At 46.8% G+C, this 17525-nt stretch carries 18 protein-coding genes; 13 read left to right on the top strand and 5 right to left on the bottom strand.

Annotation, left to right across the window (positions count from 1 at the left end):
* Position 1: 1 nt before the first annotated feature.
* Together L4174_RS23045 and L4174_RS23050 are read left to right on the top strand one after the other, a co-directional pair.
* Complete coding sequence (locus L4174_RS23045) at positions 2 to 349, top strand: TIGR03982 family His-Xaa-Ser system protein (protein ID WP_248143355.1); 348 nt, start codon at positions 2 to 4, stop codon at positions 347 to 349.
* On the top strand, positions 350 to 1585 hold the full coding sequence (locus L4174_RS23050) for a His-Xaa-Ser system-associated MauG-like protein (protein ID WP_248142918.1): 1236 nt from the start codon (positions 350 to 352) through the stop codon (positions 1583 to 1585).
* A gap of 72 nt (positions 1586 to 1657) precedes the next feature.
* Here the strand turns inward: L4174_RS23050 and L4174_RS23055 are convergent, their stop codons facing one another.
* The gene (locus L4174_RS23055) at positions 1658 to 2071 is read right to left on the bottom strand and encodes an aegerolysin family protein (protein WP_248142917.1); all 414 of its coding nucleotides are present in this window, start codon (positions 2069 to 2071) and stop codon (positions 1658 to 1660) included.
* Between the two features lie 569 nt (positions 2072 to 2640).
* Here L4174_RS23055 and L4174_RS23060 point away from each other — a divergent pair.
* Positions 2641 to 3012, top strand: a complete 372-nt coding sequence (locus L4174_RS23060; RefSeq protein WP_248142916.1) for a hypothetical protein — start codon at positions 2641 to 2643, stop codon at positions 3010 to 3012.
* Between the two features lie 105 nt (positions 3013 to 3117).
* On the top strand, positions 3118 to 4590 hold the full coding sequence (locus tag L4174_RS23065) for a PepSY domain-containing protein (RefSeq protein ID WP_248142915.1): 1473 nt from the start codon (positions 3118 to 3120) through the stop codon (positions 4588 to 4590).
* 142 nt (positions 4591 to 4732) lie between these two features.
* Here L4174_RS23065 and L4174_RS23070 read toward each other — a convergent pair whose 3' ends face one another.
* Entirely contained in the window at positions 4733 to 6574 is a 1842-nt protein-coding gene (locus L4174_RS23070; protein ID WP_248142914.1) for an MFS transporter, read from the bottom strand.
* 175 nt (positions 6575 to 6749) lie between these two features.
* Here L4174_RS23070 and L4174_RS23075 point away from each other — a divergent pair, with 175 nt between their 5' ends.
* A complete protein-coding gene (locus tag L4174_RS23075; RefSeq protein WP_248142913.1) occupies positions 6750 to 7769 on the top strand; it encodes a DnaJ C-terminal domain-containing protein in 1020 nt (339 codons plus the stop codon).
* Positions 7766 to 8083, top strand: a complete 318-nt coding sequence (locus L4174_RS23080) for a chaperone modulator CbpM (protein WP_248142912.1) — start codon at positions 7766 to 7768, stop codon at positions 8081 to 8083. Before L4174_RS23075 ends, L4174_RS23080 begins: the two co-directional genes overlap by 4 nt.
* An 88-nt stretch (positions 8084 to 8171) precedes the next feature.
* On the opposite strand, the gene L4174_RS23085 is transcribed toward L4174_RS23080, so the two are convergent.
* The 3 genes from L4174_RS23085 to L4174_RS23095 form a co-directional block, all read right to left on the bottom strand.
* Positions 8172 to 8954: a hypothetical protein gene (locus L4174_RS23085; protein ID WP_248142911.1), complete on the bottom strand. Its 783-nt coding sequence runs from the start codon at positions 8952 to 8954 to the stop codon at positions 8172 to 8174.
* 14 nt (positions 8955 to 8968) lie between these two features.
* A complete protein-coding gene (locus L4174_RS23090; RefSeq protein WP_248142910.1) occupies positions 8969 to 9574 on the bottom strand; it encodes a LysE family translocator in 606 nt (201 codons plus the stop codon).
* Positions 9575 to 9759: 185 nt separating this feature from the next.
* Positions 9760 to 10341: a chloramphenicol phosphotransferase CPT family protein gene (locus L4174_RS23095; protein WP_248142909.1), complete on the bottom strand. Its 582-nt coding sequence runs from the start codon at positions 10339 to 10341 to the stop codon at positions 9760 to 9762.
* Between the two features lie 502 nt (positions 10342 to 10843).
* Here L4174_RS23095 and L4174_RS23100 point away from each other — a divergent pair.
* The 7 genes from L4174_RS23100 to L4174_RS23130 all read left to right on the top strand — a co-directional run bounded on the left by L4174_RS23100 (position 10844) and on the right by L4174_RS23130 (position 17291).
* Positions 10844 to 11521, top strand: a complete 678-nt coding sequence (locus L4174_RS23100; RefSeq protein WP_248142908.1) for a hypothetical protein — start codon at positions 10844 to 10846, stop codon at positions 11519 to 11521.
* A 23-nt stretch (positions 11522 to 11544) separates the two neighbouring features.
* Complete coding sequence (locus L4174_RS23105) at positions 11545 to 12426, top strand: 2Fe-2S iron-sulfur cluster-binding protein (RefSeq protein ID WP_248142907.1); 882 nt, start codon at positions 11545 to 11547, stop codon at positions 12424 to 12426.
* 12 nt (positions 12427 to 12438) lie between these two features.
* Positions 12439 to 13656, top strand: coding sequence for an acetyl-CoA carboxylase biotin carboxylase subunit family protein (locus L4174_RS23110; protein WP_248142906.1), 1218 nt, complete (start codon positions 12439 to 12441; stop codon positions 13654 to 13656).
* A complete protein-coding gene (locus L4174_RS23115; protein WP_248142905.1) occupies positions 13653 to 14840 on the top strand; it encodes an acetyl-CoA carboxylase biotin carboxylase subunit family protein in 1188 nt (395 codons plus the stop codon). The genes L4174_RS23110 and L4174_RS23115 overlap by 4 nt, the downstream gene beginning before the upstream one ends.
* On the top strand, positions 14833 to 15759 hold the full coding sequence (locus L4174_RS23120) for a DMT family transporter (protein WP_248142904.1): 927 nt from the start codon (positions 14833 to 14835) through the stop codon (positions 15757 to 15759). Before L4174_RS23115 ends, L4174_RS23120 begins: the two co-directional genes overlap by 8 nt.
* A gap of 169 nt (positions 15760 to 15928) precedes the next feature.
* Positions 15929 to 16432, top strand: a complete 504-nt coding sequence (locus L4174_RS23125) for a DUF962 domain-containing protein (RefSeq protein WP_248142903.1) — start codon at positions 15929 to 15931, stop codon at positions 16430 to 16432.
* A gap of 67 nt (positions 16433 to 16499) precedes the next feature.
* On the top strand, positions 16500 to 17291 hold the full coding sequence (locus tag L4174_RS23130; protein WP_248142902.1) for an SDR family oxidoreductase: 792 nt from the start codon (positions 16500 to 16502) through the stop codon (positions 17289 to 17291).
* Positions 17292 to 17525 lie beyond the last annotated feature (234 nt).

The raw sequence follows: 17525 nt of genomic DNA on the forward strand, positions 1-17525 counted from the left end.
TATGTTTATCTTGGTTATCACTGTCTTCTGTATAGTATGGCTAGGAATTAATTTTATAGCACCTGTATCTGCATATTTCTATTATAAGAAGCAGTTTATGGATCAAACGGCTGAATGTTCTTTAGCTATGGATGAAACTTGGTACATTGAGCAAGTAGGTTCAGAAAAATTAGAAAAAACCACGAAAGTTCATCTAATGGCCTGTCACGAGTATGATAAGACAAGAAAAATTATGTTGTCATTGCGAGTACCAGAACCTGTTTTGGAATATCTTGGTTTGGAAGCAATAGAATTGCATCAACGTTCAATTGAGGCGTTAACAGAACAGCATAGGTTTAGGGAGCGGTAAATGAGAGCGTGGTATTTTTTACTTTTTGTAGCTTTTCAGGCTAATGCTTTAAATATTGATGATTCACTTAAGGTTGCTATTGATGCATTTCAGCTTAAAGGAAATGTTTGCGATAAAAATAAATTAACCAAGTTTTCTCCATTAGCATCAATTGGTGAAGTTATATTTGAACGTCCCGTATTAAGCGGTGATAAAGATACGGCTTGTGCCAATTGTCACATCGACAACAAAGCATTGGCTGATGGTCTTTCACTGGCTATTGGAGTTGGTGGTAAAGGAGAAGGTTCCGAGCGTTTAGCGAGTGGAGGGGCTGTGGTTCCAAGGAATGCATTTACTGTATTTGCGCGAGGTGATAATCGATTTACTACTTTTTTTTGGGACGGAAAAGTTCAGAGAGTAGATAACGAGATTTACTCTCCTATAGGTGAAGGATTCTCAATGGGCTTTGACTCTGCATTGTCTGTCGCCTCTGTTTTGCCTTTGCTTGCTCGTGATGAATTTTTAGGGACGAGTAAACTGTATGATTCTAACCGCCATGTAGAACTAGTTGAAAATCAGTATTATCACGATAAAGTTTCTGCACAGAACATTTTTATTCAGGAAAGGTTGAAAGAAATCGATGATAAAGATGTATTAAAATTATTAAATGCTCTAAAAAATATAGGAATGCCTAAAGAAGATTTGACGTTACCTACAGTCGGTAATGCATTAGCTAGCTTCATTAGGAAAAAAACTCAAGATCTTTGTCAGCAGTCTGCTTGGGAGAAGTATATTTTAGGAAAAACATCCGCTTTATCTTTGAGACAAAAAAGAGGTGCTTTGCTATTTTATGGAAAAGCACGATGTGCTTCTTGTCATTCTGGTGATTTAATGAGCGACATGTCTTTTCATTCGATTGGTATTCCACAAGGACTACAAGGTCCTCATATGTTTGGACAAGATCTCGGTCGAGCTATGGTTACTTTAGATACCAAGGACAGATATAAGTTTAGAACCCCTTCATTAGTTAGCGTTTCTCAGACTGAACCTTATGGACATAATGGAATTTTTTCTACGTTAGAAGGCGTTGTAAAATATCATATTAGCCCAATTTTTTATTTTAGAAATTCAGAGGTTTCAGAAAATATGATACTTAAAAATAACGAGTCATTTGCAAGTAGAAGTGATTTGCTTCGATGGATAAGGATTGATGAATCTGAGTTGAAAGACTTAATAGAGTTTCTGCAAGCGTTGTGAGTTAATGATTATTAAATGTATTTTATTAAAGAAATAAGCAGTGCGGATGATAATCCCGCACTGCCTTCGTTGTTAGCCGACGTGTTTTTTGATGACTTCTACAGTCAGTACACCAATGGCGCCTGAATTCATCGAGCCACCAGTCACAGAGACAACATAGTTGCGGTTCTGAGACGTTTGAGACCAGCTGTTCGATTTACTGCCCCACGGACAATCCCACACTAAAGTGACAACTTTTGTCGAACCGTCGTACAGGTCGAAAGAACCTTGTGTGCCTGAAGACGCGTCAGAACGACCGCAAGAGCTGACGATGTTAAAACCTTCCTGACCAATCTCGACAATCTGACCATCCACTTCCTCTGGAGAAAGCTCATGATCTTTATTGTCGTATAAATAGAATTTGCCCCAGCTGTGTTGTGCGTTTTTCACTTGCAGGGTGCAATTATCTGCGATGACGGTATAGCTGACCCATTGTGCGTAAGCCATTGAAGAGCTCCTTAAATTGCAATTGAGTGAAGAGCCTAGAGGTATCGCTGACATCTCAGAAGCACTGACTGGCGATGAATCTAAGCGAGTCAGCGTAAAGTTAGTACAGGAAAATCAAGAAACAACAGCATGTTTGTGAACTGTGATTTTGGGATAAAATTCGGGTAATTCGTCACTAGCGTATTTACACATTGGCTGTTACAGCTCACTCATTTTTTCTCGCTCAAGATCAATCAAAGTATTTAGAATACGTAACAGAAGTAGATTGAGATAACGAATTCAACGCTAAACTTTTCCACCTTCCCAGGGGAAAAATTCATGGATGAATTTTTAAGTTGTCGGCGCCGGGAGCGTCTGCAACCGGCCCGGCCGACACCAGAGAACAAAAGGCATTTCTGGTTACTCTTTGTGCCAGAAAAGCGTATCTGGCGCGCATCAAAGATGTTGAGATTAGTACTGAACACAAGCGCGACATACCAACCCTATCTTAATCAATACCCTTATTAATGATCTTGTGAATCCATGCGCAAAGCACTAGTATGCTCGCGCAACCAAGGATACTGAAACGAATGCGCCCAGGGAATTCATTGCACAGAATGATGATCATCGCCAGCCTGTTGAGCTGGCTATTGATCGTTGCGATGCCGGTGGTGAATGCTCATAACCAACCGGCCGGCACCTGGGCAAGCCTTTGTACACTCGGTGGTTTCAAACTGGTCAAACTGGCCGATGGCAAGGATCAGCTTAAGCATGATCCTCAGGGGCACTGTCCCATCGGAATGTTCAGCCTGGCTCATACTGATGACCGATGGCTGGGGCTGGGCACTCAACTTCGCGAACACCCGCTCAGCGCCTATCAGTTCTCGCCACGCCAGTGGGACTACTTTCTTCTTCCTTCCCGTGCGCCGCCGCTGGCGTTAACGGTTTTCGCCCGCGCGTAAACCGTCCCTGCATTTCTCAGAATCGTAAGAAATCATATTGTTGCCTCTGTCTGCGGACAGCGGCTTTTTGTTTGTGCGCGTGATTTGCGCACCGGAAGGAAGATCATGAAACATCAGAACCATTCAATATCGCAGCAGGATCAGCTGCCAAAACAGTGCACGGAACAGCGGGCCTGGTATATGACGGCCTGGCGCTGGCACTTTTATGCGGGCCTGTATGTGGTGCCTTTTTTAATCATGCTGGCGGTGACCGGCCTGATGATGATGTATGCCGGATCTCTCGATCAAATCCGTTTGAAAGACCTCCTGTTTGTGGAACCGGCGGGTGAGTCAGTCTCTGTCACGCAGCAGTTCAACGCCGTACAGCAGGCGTATCCCGATGCCACCATCAAGCAATATCTGACGCCGAAACAACCCGAAGAGGCCAGTCGTTTTGCGGTAGTCACCGCTGAAGGACAGGGACTTTTCGTGACCGTCAATCCTTACACCGCAGCGGTGCTGGGCAGTCTGGACCGGGATAACAACCTGTATGCGTGGGCAGAGTCGATCCATGGCACGCTGCTGATGGGAGATGCTGGCGATCGCCTGATTGAACTGGCGGCCAGTTTTGCTGTGATCCTGATTGTCAGTGGTGCCTACCTGTGGTGGCCGCGGGACCATGCCAGTCAAGCCGGGATGTTCCGGATTCGTCTGGCGAGCGGAAAACGCACGTTCTGGCGCGACCTTCATGCCAATCTGGGCGTGGTCACGGCGGTGTTTCTGTTGCTGTTTTTGCTGTCCGGTCTGTCCTGGTCCGGTGTCTGGGGCAGTAAAATGGTGCAGGCGTGGAACACGTTCCCGACCGGTGTCTTTGGCGATGTGCCTTTGTCTGATGTCAAACATGCTGAGATGAACCATGGCAATCTGAAAGAAGTGCCGTGGAATCTGGAACAGACAGCGATGCCGGTTTCACAACCGATGTCCGGTTCGCATGCAGGGCATCATGGGGCTCCAGCACAGATTCAGGGCACGGAGATTCAAAAAACAGGAATTCAGGGCAAGGTGAATCTGGATTCCGTAGTGGCGTTTGCCAAGCAGCAGGGTTTCACCGCCTTTCGGGTGAATCTGCCCAAAGGAGAGCTGGGTTCCTACAGCATTCTGCAAAGCACCATGGGGAATGACACCACGGATGCAACGCAGGATCGCACCCTGCACATCGACCAGTACACAGGCAAAGTGCTGGCGGACATCAAATACAGTCAGTATTCGCCCATGGCGAAAGCGATGGCCTGGGGGATTGCGCTGCACGAGGGTGACTTTGGTGGCTGGAACAAAGCGGTGAATACCGTGCTTTGCCTGTCCTTTATTCTGATCAGTGTCAGTGGGGTGGTGATGTGGTGGCTGCGCCGTCCGAAAGGAAAAGTAGTGCTTTCCGCACCGCCGGCACCGAAAAATATGGCCTTGTGGAAGGGCGCGACGGTCGTGATTGCTGTGCTGGGAGTGTGTTTCCCGCTGGCGGGTATCGCGATGGTGACGGTGTTGCTGGCCGACCGTCTGGTCCTGACCCGGGTACCGACGCTGGCCCGATTTTTCAGTTAACGGCTGGTCATTGTTGGTGATTGATAAAGCCTCCGTTCGGAGGCTTTTTACTAGTCTGTACCCAGCCCAGAATTCAGGATCGGTGTGTTTCTGTTTCAGACGGTTCCACTGCCATCAAGACTCGGCCCGCCCCGACCCGGGCTTATTCCCTTTTTGTTTCGGATTCATTTTGATCCGTCATCCAGTCACCCACACCTTCGTCGACGATGGCTGCGACTTGTTTCATCTGCTCGGGGGCGGCGGCTGTGACGGAATCCAGCAATCCCGTGACACAGTGTTCGATATTGACATCTTCCCGGTCCGGGGCGCGCAGGCTCGCAAGATTTTCAGCCATTGAGTCGACATATTCCTGGCTAAATGCCTGTATTTTTTCCGGGCTGGTTTGGGCAAGGGCGTCGACAACTTTTGCCTGTTGCTCTTGCGCGATGAAGGCAATATTCGCCAGCAGGGTTAAAGCATTCTCGGGCTCTTTGTCGAGTAGCCAGTCCACCAGAGCTTCGGCCTGTTCCGGTGTTCCCTGAGCAAGACGGCTGGCGATATCAACGGCCAGCTCAGAATTGAGCATGGTCAGCGCACGAAACAGCAGCACCGTATCAATATCAGGGAACTGAGTGGCTTTCTCTGCCAGCATGGCTGCCCAGTCCGGATGGGCTGCTGATATTGCGCGGACAAAGGCAATGGCATTGTTCGGATGTTCGGCAGCCAGTTTTTCGAACTCACTCATGGCGTGTTCGAAGTCTGCGGATGTTTCCCGGTATGCTGTTCGCGGATCCAGCTCTTCATAGATCATATTGGGGGTGTGCATCACAAAGGTTTCTTGCGCTTCCACCGCAATAGGGGGCGCGACTCTCATCCGGTACAGGGTAAAGCCGATCAGGAGCAGCTCTATGGCCAGCATGAATCCGAATACCGCTACTTCTCCCTGATGCTGCATTGCCACGGTCGCGGTATAGGGCGCGATCATTGCACCTGCGGCATAGATACCGAGCAGCCCGGACAGCACGGAAAGCAGTTGTCCTTTCTGAGCCTGGTCGAAGGTCTCTGAGATACTGAGCGGATAGAGGCAGGCGATGATCCCCATGGTGAATGCACTGCAGATAAGCATGGCGCCAAATTGCCCTGTTGTGACGGTCACCGGCAAAGCAATGGTCGTCAGTGACAGGAGCAGGCAGCAGCCCAGAATCACTTTTCTGCGCTCGAACCGATCGGATAAATAGCCGATGGGAAATTGTAGCACTATGCCACCCACCATCGCGGCGCCCATGAACAGGGAGAGCCTGAGTCCGGTGATGTGTTCACTGCTCGCATACAAGGGCAGCAAGTTGACCATCGATGAGTAGAGCATGCCGCATAAAAATCCGGTGACTACCCCCAGAGGGGATAAGGCGAACAGTTGTCGGAGCGGGAGGTGCGGGGTCTGCTCAATGCTGGGTTCGTAATGAGATACAAACACCAGCGGTGTAATCGACAGGCTGAACAGGATGCCGCACAGGACAAACAGGGTGCTCTCGGTTGGGGGCGCGATGAGCAGGGCAAACTGGCCCAGGGTGATTGCAGATAAGATCACGACCTGATTGATACCCAGTATCCGTCCGCGGTTTTCCTCCGTAGAAACACTGCCGAACCAGGAATCCAGGGTCACGCAGGCACAGGCAATACAGAATCCCATCAGGCCACGCATCAATGCCCAGATGAACATGTCATCACGCAATCCCATCAGCAAAATCGCGGTGGCTGTCAGGCTGCCACACATGGCAAAGGTGCGCACCTGGCCAATCTGTTTCAGGATGCGTTTGGCAACCGTTGCCCCGAGCAGGAATCCGAAGGAGTACATGGATAAAATGAAGCCGGAGACGGGCAGGCTGATGTTGTCGGTTGCGAGTCGAACCGGCAGCAAAATGCCGCTCAATCCATGACCTGTCATCAGGATTAAAGAGCTGATGATCAGGAGTATCAGCGGTTGCAGTGTCGCGGTAATGGACAAAATGTCGTCTCCTCCGATGCCGGACAATAATGAATGAACATCTCATGATTGCTTCTAAGCATAATCAAGTGTGCAGTCTTTCCATTGAAACCCATGTTTTTTTTCACTTGCCTATACTGATATGGGCTCCTGTCGCGCCAGAACCGCAATTCAAAGATGTTTGCCGGCAAAGCGTATGGCGAACAGCCCCGGAGAGCCCATTTCAACTTTCAGTCTGGATCGTGGTGTTATGGAATATCGTGATTATTACGCCATTCTTGGGATTCCCCGCGATGCGACGCAGGCGGATATCAAACGTGCTTATAAAAAAAGTGCGCGGAAATTTCATCCGGATGTGTCGAAGGAAACGGATGCTCACCAGAAGTTTATTCAGGTCAAAGAAGCTTACGAAGTGCTTAAAGATCCCCAGAAGCGGGCTGCTTATGATCAGTTGGGCAAAGACTGGCACACCGGGGAGAGCTTTGATGTGCCGCCAGACTGGGAGCGTGAGTTTCAGTTTTCCGGTGACAGCTTCACCCGGGGTGATGCAGGTGCGTTTTCAGATTTTTTTGAATCGCTGTTTGGCAGTCACTTTGGTCACCGGTCCGATCGGGCACAGCGCGCTCACAGGGCTCACGGCGCAAACCCACATTTCAAGGCTAAGGGCGAAGATATACACGCTCAGGTGCTGATTGATATTGAAGACAGCTTTCATGGCGCGGTGCGTTCACTCACCCTGCCGTCATCTCGAATGGACGGCACGCAACCTCAGACGGTGAATTTAAAAATCCCAAAAGGCGTCAGAGAAGGCCAGCACATTCGTCTACGCGGAAAGGGCATGCCTGGTCACTCAGGCGGTGAAGCAGGCGATCTTTATCTCGAAGTCAGTTTTCGTCCGCATGCGCTCTATCGTCTCGAACAGAAAAATCTGTGCATGACGCTTCCGGTCACGCCATGGGAGGCGGCCCTGGGCGCTAAAATAAAGATACCGTCTCCCACGGGGCCTATTGAGGTGAAGGTGCCGGCCAATTCAGATTCTGAAAAAACACTCCGGCTTCGCGGACGGGGCCTTCCCGGAACCACCCCCGGGGATATGTTGATCACCCTGAATATTGTCCAACCGAAGGTGGAAACTGAGCAGGAAAAAGCACTGTACCGTCAGATGCAGGAGCTGATGTCCTTTAACCCCCGCAGCCAATTTGGTTTTGAGTCATGAAGAAGAAAGTTACTTCAGATCAGCTGAGCATTACTGTGATTTCAGAGCATGAGCCAACGCTGAGTATGGCTGAGTTTTGCCGGGCCTGTGACCAGCCTGCTGAATGGGTCATCACGCTTGTTGAAGAAGGCGTCCTCGACCCTGAGGGAGATCGGCCCATTCACTGGCGATTTGCAACCGTCAACCTGCGCCGGGCACTGCGCGCTGGTCGCATGCAGCAAGATTTAGGGTTGAATGTGGCTGGCATTGCTGTGGCGCTTGATCTGTTGGATGAAATCGAGCGATTGCGGCGTCAGTTGGAACGCCGAGAATAACTCACTCTGATCCGATTGCAGATGCTGATCGTTGCAATTCAAAGTCTCCGTCCGGGGGCTTTTTGATATCTGGTGTTCAGTCGTGAAGTCAGAGGTAACTGCTGTGCGTTTTGAGCCATGCAGGAAACACCTGTCGGAACCAGTTGAGATAGGTCTCAGTATCGGGTTTGTTTCTGTCTTTCAGAATATTGACCACGTCGACCACGATCCAGGCTTTCGCCAGAATGAGGTGTCGGAGCAGGGTCTGTTTCGGTAACAGAGACGAATGCGCCAGATAGCGATCTGCGATGGCTTGATAAGACATCCGATCGCCCATGCCTTTGACCAGGGGTGCAAGATCAATGGCCGGGCTGCCTTCGCCGAACCGTTCCCAGTCGAATAACACCAGGTCACCGTTGTCCCGAATTCCCCAGTTGCCAGCGTTACTGTCACCCGACAGGCAGGCATGCGGATAAAACAGCCCTTCGGACTGTTCTCTGAGCTGGTGCAGATGTGCTTCTGCATTGCCCGACAGTTGCAGATGGTTCCGGGCCTGAATGGTGTGTTGTTCTGTCCATTGGTGAGCGCATCTGGGATGATCTGAATGCCGTGAAAAGTGGTGAATCGCGGCTAACTGTTGAAAACAGCGTGGATCCTCATGCAACGCTTCCAGTGTGACTGGCGTCGGGATGTATTCAAGATGCAGCACGTGATTTTTCGTGTCGCAATGATAGAGCCGTGGGGTATGTACGCCCACCATGGTCAGTTGAGGCGCGATGTTGCGGTAAAAATGCATCTCGACATCTGTCGCGTTGCTTTTTTCGATATAGGGCAAGCCGCGGGTCTCTTTCAGAAAGACCTGCGCATGACCCATTTGCGTGAGTTCTGTCATGAGCGCATGGCCTCTTAATGATTCAGGATTTCCCGAATGACAGGTAAAACTGAAACGACAAGAAGCCCTGACATGGTGTAATTAAACCACTGGCGGTATTTTGCCTGGGTCAGCGCTTTTTTCAGCAGGGATCCGAACATCAACCACACGCCGACACAGGGAAAAGACACCACCAGAAACGTGATTGCGAGCATCATGTTCTGGTTGTGGAAGTCGGCACCCACGGTGGTAAATGCGGCGATGGCCCCGGTTGCGACCACCCAGGCTTTGGCGTTAATCCATTGAAAGAGGGCGCCTTTCATGAAGCCCATCGGTTTTGCCTGCGCATCTGATGATCCAATGTCGCCGGAACGGGCAATCAGCCAGGCGAGATACAGTAAGTACAACACACCTAAACATTTAATGATGAAATGCAGGCTGGGGAACAGTTCGAACAGCTGTCCGAACCCCACGCCAACCAGCAACAGCATGATGGCAAAGCCCATACAAATGCCGCTCAGCAACGGCAGACTCTTTCTGACGCCGAAATTCAGACCCGAAGTCATCACCATGATGTTGTTCGGGCCCGGGGTGACAGAGGATGAAACGGCGAACAGTATCATCGCGTAGAGGTAATCCATGTGAGAGCGCTCCTTGGGTTCGGTTGTCAGCGAATGTCTCTCAGCGATACTGTGAATGCATAACGGGTTGGCATAAAAACGCAGCTGAGACTGCTCAGAGAATGAACATCATTCTGATATGAAGATGATTGCGAATATTATCAAGAGGCAGGCGAGCGATTTGCCGAGAAATATATCAGTCAATCTCATCGGGCTGAATCATGACTGACGATGAAATCATGAATTTGTTTTGCACTGTCATACGGGGAACAGTCGTCTGTATGAATGAGAAGATCATATTCAATGCCGCAATGCACCCGGGATGCCTGTTCAATGGCCGAGCCGATGTGTCTGTCTCCCCGTTGCTGTTCGCGCTGAATCAGGGTTTCTGCTGAACAGGTCACGCCGACATACAGACAGTTTTTGCCAGCCAGCACCGATTGCCAGACAGTCATTTCTTCCGAACCATTCAGCACATCATCCACGATCACTTTCAGTCCGGCATCAACCAGATGCCTGACTGTGGTGCGATAGGCATCATTGACAGCCTTGCCGTACGGACCCGAGGAAATGCGATTGACGGGCTGCTGATTGAGCAGGGTGGTCCGCCAGTAAAAGCCATGAGCCGGTGTGTCGGATTCATTCAGGGTATTGGCTTTGGCAGGCATCATTGCGATGAAAGTATCAATCCCGATATGAAGGTAATCGTCCGCCATCACGTCTTGTAACGCTTTGGCAATTGCACTTTTGCCTGAGCTGCTGGGGCCGTTGAGAAAGATGATGTCCATGCGTTTTTATATATCCTTTACACAGTTGAATGCGCTCCATCGTATCGGTTTCTGTAAATATTGTCTTTTTGCTTTTACGGGAAGTGATGGGTTATCAGTGACTCATTTAAAAAGAGAGCTTTTCTTTTTCGAAAAATAAACGGATGCCGGATGTTTGTGTTGCTATACCTGCTGTTCAGTATGACATCCGAATGAATTTTCAATGGTTTAAAAATCCTTTTAATCATTATATTTCCCGGGTTTTACCTGAAAGACATTTCAAGTGATTGATTCCCTTGTTACTGAATTGAATATCAATAAAAAGCATGGAAAGTTAAATTTTTCAGGACTGTGAAGTGTCTCGAGGTTTTATAATTAGTGCGTTGTTTGGCAATAAACTGTTAGATACTTTGCGTGCAGGTCATATGTATGTTGTTGCATTGTGATTCTTTTGTTACATAAGTGACTTTCAAAATTTTGTTTTTGAAAGTGGTAACTTTTATTACAAATAGTGAGCATGATCATGTTTATCAATGAAAATGTTATTAAAAGCTTAGAAAATAAAGTCAATGAACTTCTGGAGAAAGAGTTTGAAAAAGACTCTGTAACGGGTGAGTTTCATAAAAGCGATTGGTTTAACAAAGAATATTATAAACGTCATATTCTTGAATGTGTCATCCGCATTAATATGAATAATGAGCTGGATGCGAGAGCAATTGCGATTGCATGTAAGGGTAATATTCCAGCGGCAAAGAAATTGTCTTATTATCTGTATGATGAGTTAGGTCATGATGAGATGTTTGCTCAGGACCTGATCAAATATGGCTATACAATGGCAGATGTAAAAGATGAAAATGCTTTTCCATCAACAATTAAATTAATGGGTTATCTGACCTATAGTGTCGAGCGTTTTGGCCCGTTAGCCGCGATTATCTGGGATTGGTTCCTGGAGTATTATGGCGATAATTATAATCCATTCATCACTCAAAAAGCTGGCTCTTATTTGGGGCAGGAAGAAGTCAGTGGTGCTGCTTCTCACGTTGCCTTTGATGAAGCAGAAGATCATAGCGGTATGATGACAGAGATGCTGTCAACTGTGATTAAAAACGATCATGATGTAAAACTGGCAATTCAACATATTGAAGCCTTTATTCCTATGGTCGGTGAATATTTCACAGAGCTAAGAGCAAATACGCTATAGTTGTTAATCAATAGTGATGTAATATGCCTGAGATAAAAATTAAAATATCTGACATCGAGATATTTTCTGACATTGAAGATAATTTAATCAATAATATCCCAAGTGATTACATCACAAAGGGGTGTTTAAATGGTGTATGCCGGGTCTGTCGCTGTAAGCTGGTTGCTGGACAAGTGATGGAAAACGGTAAGATGGTAAACACCCCAAACATGTTTTTACCCTGTGTCAGCAAAGCCTTGACTGATATAACGATTGAACCTTATGTCAGTAATTATTCAATTGGTACTATTCGTCAGATTGAATATTTGGATAAATCAATCATAGAAATTCAGATAAAAATAAAAAAACAATTCTTCACGTCTAAATCTATCGTGAATATTTTTAGTCATGATTTGAAAGTCACCCGAAGTTATTCTCTGGTCACTATGTATAAAGATGGATTTGATCTTTTACGTATCCATGTGAAGTTAAAAGAAGACGGCGTTTTTTCGAACTGGTTCTTAACATTAAATCCCGGTGATGAAGTTCGATATCAAATCGTGAATATTCCTGTGCCAAGGTATGAGGAAATGAGTCGATCTATCAATGTTATATCCGGTGGGAGTGGGATGGGGGCCGCTCTCTCCAGAGCATTAGAACTCTCAGAGAAACACGCACTGGAAGGCATCAATGTGATTGCAATCAACAGATCGTCATTGAGTTTTTATCATGAAAATTGCATTCGCGAGTTCACAAGCAGAGTTGATTGCAGTGTTCATGTTCAGAATGTCCGTTTTCCTGACTGGGATGCTAATGATATTGATAGATTTATCTCGAAAGACTTTTTTACAGTTTCTGTCGGCTCAACGGCTGTGACAGAGAAAGTTTCAATACTTGATAATAAAGAAATCGAATATTTTGGTTAGCAGGAAGGTCATGTGAGTATTGTCGTCATAGATCCAGTATCATCTGGAACCGCATATATCCATGCGGCAGCAGAAATGGGAATCGATTTACATATCCTTTGTATTGATGAAGGAGAAAGAAAGCTAAGCCACGATTTAAGAAGCCTGGTTCAATCGGTTATTAAAGTCGACTCCAGGGATATGAATGCGCTGGTGGACGTCATTGAAGAACTTGGCAATGTTGAAGCCATTTTCCCTGGTTCTGAATATACAGTTCCGGTCTGTTCTCAGTTAGCAAAATATTTTGGTTTACCACATCTGGACGAAGCTGTGATTGATTTCGTTCGGGATAAGTATGCTTTCAGAACTAAATTGAAAGAAACTCAGCTGAGCCATATTCATTACTTTTCAATCGATAAAGAGACGGAGCTTCAGCCGCTTGAATTGCCGGATGGTTTTACTTTTCCTGCGGTTATCAAGCCGGTTGATATGTCGGGAAGTACCGAAGTCAGACGAGTGGACAATATTGATGAGTTCGTTGCAGTGGTCACAAGGTTGTCTCAGTCTGCGCTTAACGATCTGGATTTTGTATCGTCCGGAAAATTCATTATTGAAGAATATATTCCGGGGCATGAATTCAGTGTTGAAGGTGTCGTCATTGATAATCAGGTAGAAATTGTATCCATTACTGAAAAAGTACTGGGACAAGAGCCTTACTTTGTCGAGTTTGGCCATATTGTCGGGCATGACATCTGTGAATCAATCGCGAGTACAATTCGCCAGTATGCGGAAGCGGTTGTGAACGCTATCGGTGTCAATATTGGTCCTTTCCATCTGGAACTGAGAGTTCGCCCAGAAGGTCAGCCTGTGGCTATCGAAATGGCGGCGAGGATGCCTGGCGACAAGATTGTCGAGTTAATCAAGCAGTCTTATGGTGTCGACTTAGCACAGATGACCATTGCAGCCTATACAAACCGGAATATTACCCGATCTGATTTGCCGAAAGTGGTTTCTGCAATTTCATTTATTCCAAGAGGGAACAAAGAGGTTTTCACTGAGCTGAGTTCGATTGAAAAGTATATGAGTCATAAGTTTTTCAAAAAGCATGAAATATACTTTAATCATGGGGATGTATTAGGTAGTCATCAGGATTGGACCTCACGCGTTGGTTACTTTATTTTCTCCGGCGATGATTATCATGAAATCAAAAGTGTCGTACATGAAGTGAATACTGAGGTGGGATTATTATGAAACATGTCTTAGTTATCAATCGTTATGATGATATGTTTTCAGATTACAAAAAATATATTGATCACAATGATTTTCAAGTGTCATTCGTGACTCTGAAGAATAAAACAAAATATATCGATCCGAAGACTTGTTTGCATGTTAAGGCGCTGGACGCATTAAAGAGTGAAGATGTTTTATCCGCTGCGATTGAAATGAATCAGGTTGATCGGATTGATTTGGTTATCGCACATTCAGAGTATGATCTGGATAGTGCTTCCATGATCAGGGACGCATTAGGGATACCAGGCGCTAAAGTTGAAGATAATGATCTGTATCGAAATAAGGTACTGATGAAATCTGCACTCATGCAGTCGGATATTCTGTTCCCGATGTTTCAGGCGGTGAAGCGGCATGAGGATATCACGGATTTCATCTCGAAATATGGTTATCCCTGCATCATCAAACCGGAAGTCGGTGCTGCATCTGAAGGTGTTCAGAAGATTTTTTCAAGCGAAGATATTCCATCTCTGGAGCGCTTTGAAGGGTATCAGATTGAACAGTTTATAGAAGGTGAGATATATCATGTTGATGCCGTTCTTTCTCATGATGAGATGCCATATTTCAAAGTTTCCAAATATATCAATACCTGCCTTGATTTTAGAAATAAAATCCCGCTTGGCTCATTTACCATTGACGATAAATCCGTCAATGAAAAATTAAAACGATTTACGTATCAAGTCGCGGACTTACTGAACATAAGAAATCAAGCCGTCCATTTAGAAGTCATTGAAAATGGTGATGATTTTTACTTTTTGGAAATTGGTGGAAGAGTGGGCGGTGGTGAAATACCATTTGTTGCCTACAATAATGAGGGTGTAGATCTCTTCGATTTGTGGACGAAGGCTTCACTTGGAGAGACCGTGAAAGCGGTAGAAACGAAAGTAACCGGATTTCTGATGGTTCCGAATCCGTTTGAATCCGGATATCAGTTGGCCGATGGATTTCAGTTAGAACATCCGAATGTTACATTCCAGGAATTTAATTCAAGTGGTGAAAGTACGGAGTTCTCCTATGATGAGATACCCGCAAGAGTTCACTTCGAAGGAGAGAATTCTATTGAAGTCCGGGACGCAATTGTTCAATGTATGTCTCTGGTAAGCTCATCAATTACTCCACTCGCAGTAACAGGAAATTCTAATGGATAAGAAACACATATTTGGTGTCGTTCTGGCATTACTGGCGGCATTTTTTAACGGCATGGTTGGTATTTTGAGTGTTAATCTGTTTCAGTCTGGCCTGCCCTCTGAAGCGGTTGCGTTTTATAAATGCGTGGTTGCATTTGTGATCATTCTTCTGGTGCTTGGCGTGACCGGAAAATTACCGACGTTGATGACGTATTTGAAATCGAAATGGAAATCCCTGGCCGTGTGCAGCTTCTTCGGCTTTTTTATGTTGTATTTTTTCGAAACGGCTTCTTATGAAACGCTCAATGTTGCTGTGGTCGTCTTCTTACTGTTTGGTGTTTCGACGCTGGTGACTTTTTTTGCGAACGCGTTGTTTGAAAAACGAAACCTGACAGGTCAGGAATGGATGTCGGTACTGTTTGCTGTTTTGGGTCTGTATTTAATCTTTCTGGAAAATGAAAATATTGCCAATTCAGATCAAACCGGTTTCCTGTTTGCGGTGCTGGCGGGTGTCGGTTACGGACTGTTCCTGGTGCTGAACAAAAAGCTGGATATTGGCGGCGGATTGATTCCGGTTTGTGGTTTGCTGATGTTTGGTCTGGTTTATTTGATGATTCCATTCTCCATGTCTGGTGTTGTCGGTGTGGAAAATGATGTCTGGCTGACACTGTTGCTGTTGGCTTTGCTGCCGACGATTGGCGGCTTCTGGTGTACCACTAAATCACTGACCATTTTGAAAAGCCAGACCGTCCAGCTGGTCGAATTATCAGAGCCAATTTTTGCCTTAATTCTGGGTTTTGTGTTTTTGGGGCAGTTGGTCACGTCCATGCAGATGCTGGGTGGTGCCTGCATTCTGGCCGCGATTCTGATTCATGAAGTGAAATTGTCGAAATTGAAATCATGGCGGAAAAATAAGCTGGCTTCTGAATCAGTGAAATAAGCTTGCGAGTGTGCCATCGTTTGAAGCCAGCCTGCGGGCTGGCTTTTTTGTCTCTTTCTTTATCGGCGGCATCACAGAATCGGCACTTTCACATGTTGTTTACCTGGCATTAGAGTAAAAGCTTAAAGGCAGCGGACACTCAAGTAACAGTAAACGCTATGGAGGATGCATGAAGACACTGGAAGAGCAATTGACGAATTACGCGCGCTATCACCGTTCCAGGCGGAATATTCTGACCCATTTTGTCGGGATTCCTGCCATCGTATTTGCGGCAATTTGCCTCTTGGCCAGAACCGAGTTTGTTCTCGGTACCGTGGTGCTGAATGGCGCCTATATTGCTGTGGCACTGTGCGTGATTTTTTATCTCCGTCTCAGCGGGTCGCTGGGAGCCATCATGGCTGCCATTTTGATTGTCATGACGGTAGCAGCGATGCCTGTTGCGTCGCTGCCAATGTCGGGCTGGCTGGGGATCAGTCTGAGCCTGTTCATTGTCGGCTGGGTGTTTCAGTTTATCGGGCACTATTTTGAAGGCCGGAAACCGGCGTTTGTGGATGATCTTGTCGGACTGATCATTGGTCCGTTGTTTGTACTGGCCGAGGCTCTGTTTCTTTTGGGTTATTACCAGTCTTTAGCAGATTATATTGATCAGCATGCAGGTCCTGTTCAGCCATGATCAAGGATAAAGGCTAGGGTCATCAGACCCTGAAACTCTGAATAGCAAATCAAGACAAGGAGATGTCATGCTGTTTAAGAATAAAACCGTCTGGATCACCGGTGCTTCTTCCGGAATCGGACGCGAGTTAGCGGTGCAGTTTGCTCAGGAAGGGGCAAATGTCATTCTTTCGGCCCGGAATGCAGAGAAGTTAGCGGCGATCAAAGCCGATCTTGCGCCGGGTAATCACAAAGTCGTGCCGCTGGATATGGCGCAGCCGGAAAGGCTGATGCAGGACATTCCGGCGGTGCTGGACGAGGTGGGTCGTGTCGACATTCTGGTGAACAATGCCGGGATTTCACAACGCAGCCTGTTTCTGGAAAATGAATTCAAAGTGTACCGCCAGCTGATGGAGGTGAACTACTTCGGTCTGGTGGCAATGACCAAAGCCGTGTTGCCGCGGATGATCGAAACCGGGGGCGGCAGTGTCGTGGCAATCAGCAGTGTGGCCGGAAAAGTCGGATCGAAATTCAGGACGGGCTATTCCGGTTCGAAATATGCCGTGGTCGGTTTTATGGATTGCTTGCGGGCTGAGGTGAGTCAGCACGGTATTCATTGCCTGACGATTTGCCCGGGCTCCGTGAAAACGGCGATTGGTCATAATTCGCTGAACGGACAGGGCGTTGCGCAAAACAAGCCGGAAGCCTCCATTGAAAATGGCATGGATCCGGCGGATGCAGCTCGCCAGATGCTGAAAGCCATTGCCGCCCGGAAAGATGAGGTGGTGATCGGCAAAGGGATCAGTGGCTGGGCACCGACCATCAAACGATTTTTCCCGCAGTTGTTTAACATGATTACTGCAAAAACGAGCTACCGTTAATCGATCCGGGGGCGTGCATGCCCCCGGATATCGCGAACCTCCCCTTCTGAAATCCTTCTTAAGTTTTTCTCAATTCTTTCTCGATGTCTGTCACATTGTCGACAATCTCAATGCCAGCAATTCATTTTTTGTAAACAATCAACTTGTTGGATTGCGCCTTCCGGTCTATTTTTGCTCTATTAACATCTAATTGTTAACAATGTGTGGGTTTGAGCTTTTTATAGCCTGGTGGTA

The organism is Photobacterium sp. CCB-ST2H9 (genome assembly GCF_023151555.2).
Taxonomy (GTDB): Bacteria; Pseudomonadota; Gammaproteobacteria; order Enterobacterales; family Vibrionaceae; genus Photobacterium.

Coding starts and splice junctions, on each gene's coding strand:
- L4174_RS23045 (WP_248143355.1), top strand. CDS start 2: ATGTTTATCTTGGTTATCACTGTCTTCTGTATAGTATGGCTAGGAATT.
- L4174_RS23050 (WP_248142918.1), top strand. CDS start 350: ATGAGAGCGTGGTATTTTTTACTTTTTGTAGCTTTTCAGGCTAATGCT.
- L4174_RS23055 (WP_248142917.1), bottom strand. CDS start 2,071: ATGGCTTACGCACAATGGGTCAGCTATACCGTCATCGCAGATAATTGC.
- L4174_RS23060 (WP_248142916.1), top strand. CDS start 2,641: ATGCGCCCAGGGAATTCATTGCACAGAATGATGATCATCGCCAGCCTG.
- L4174_RS23065 (WP_248142915.1), top strand. CDS start 3,118: ATGAAACATCAGAACCATTCAATATCGCAGCAGGATCAGCTGCCAAAA.
- L4174_RS23075 (WP_248142913.1), top strand. CDS start 6,750: ATGGCGAACAGCCCCGGAGAGCCCATTTCAACTTTCAGTCTGGATCGT.
- L4174_RS23080 (WP_248142912.1), top strand. CDS start 7,766: ATGAAGAAGAAAGTTACTTCAGATCAGCTGAGCATTACTGTGATTTCA.
- L4174_RS23085 (WP_248142911.1), bottom strand. CDS start 8,954: ATGACAGAACTCACGCAAATGGGTCATGCGCAGGTCTTTCTGAAAGAG.
- L4174_RS23090 (WP_248142910.1), bottom strand. CDS start 9,574: ATGGATTACCTCTACGCGATGATACTGTTCGCCGTTTCATCCTCTGTC.
- L4174_RS23095 (WP_248142909.1), bottom strand. CDS start 10,341: ATGGACATCATCTTTCTCAACGGCCCCAGCAGCTCAGGCAAAAGTGCA.
- L4174_RS23100 (WP_248142908.1), top strand. CDS start 10,844: ATGTTTATCAATGAAAATGTTATTAAAAGCTTAGAAAATAAAGTCAAT.
- L4174_RS23105 (WP_248142907.1), top strand. CDS start 11,545: ATGCCTGAGATAAAAATTAAAATATCTGACATCGAGATATTTTCTGAC.
- L4174_RS23115 (WP_248142905.1), top strand. CDS start 13,653: ATGAAACATGTCTTAGTTATCAATCGTTATGATGATATGTTTTCAGAT.
- L4174_RS23120 (WP_248142904.1), top strand. CDS start 14,833: ATGGATAAGAAACACATATTTGGTGTCGTTCTGGCATTACTGGCGGCA.
- L4174_RS23125 (WP_248142903.1), top strand. CDS start 15,929: ATGAAGACACTGGAAGAGCAATTGACGAATTACGCGCGCTATCACCGT.
- L4174_RS23130 (WP_248142902.1), top strand. CDS start 16,500: ATGCTGTTTAAGAATAAAACCGTCTGGATCACCGGTGCTTCTTCCGGA.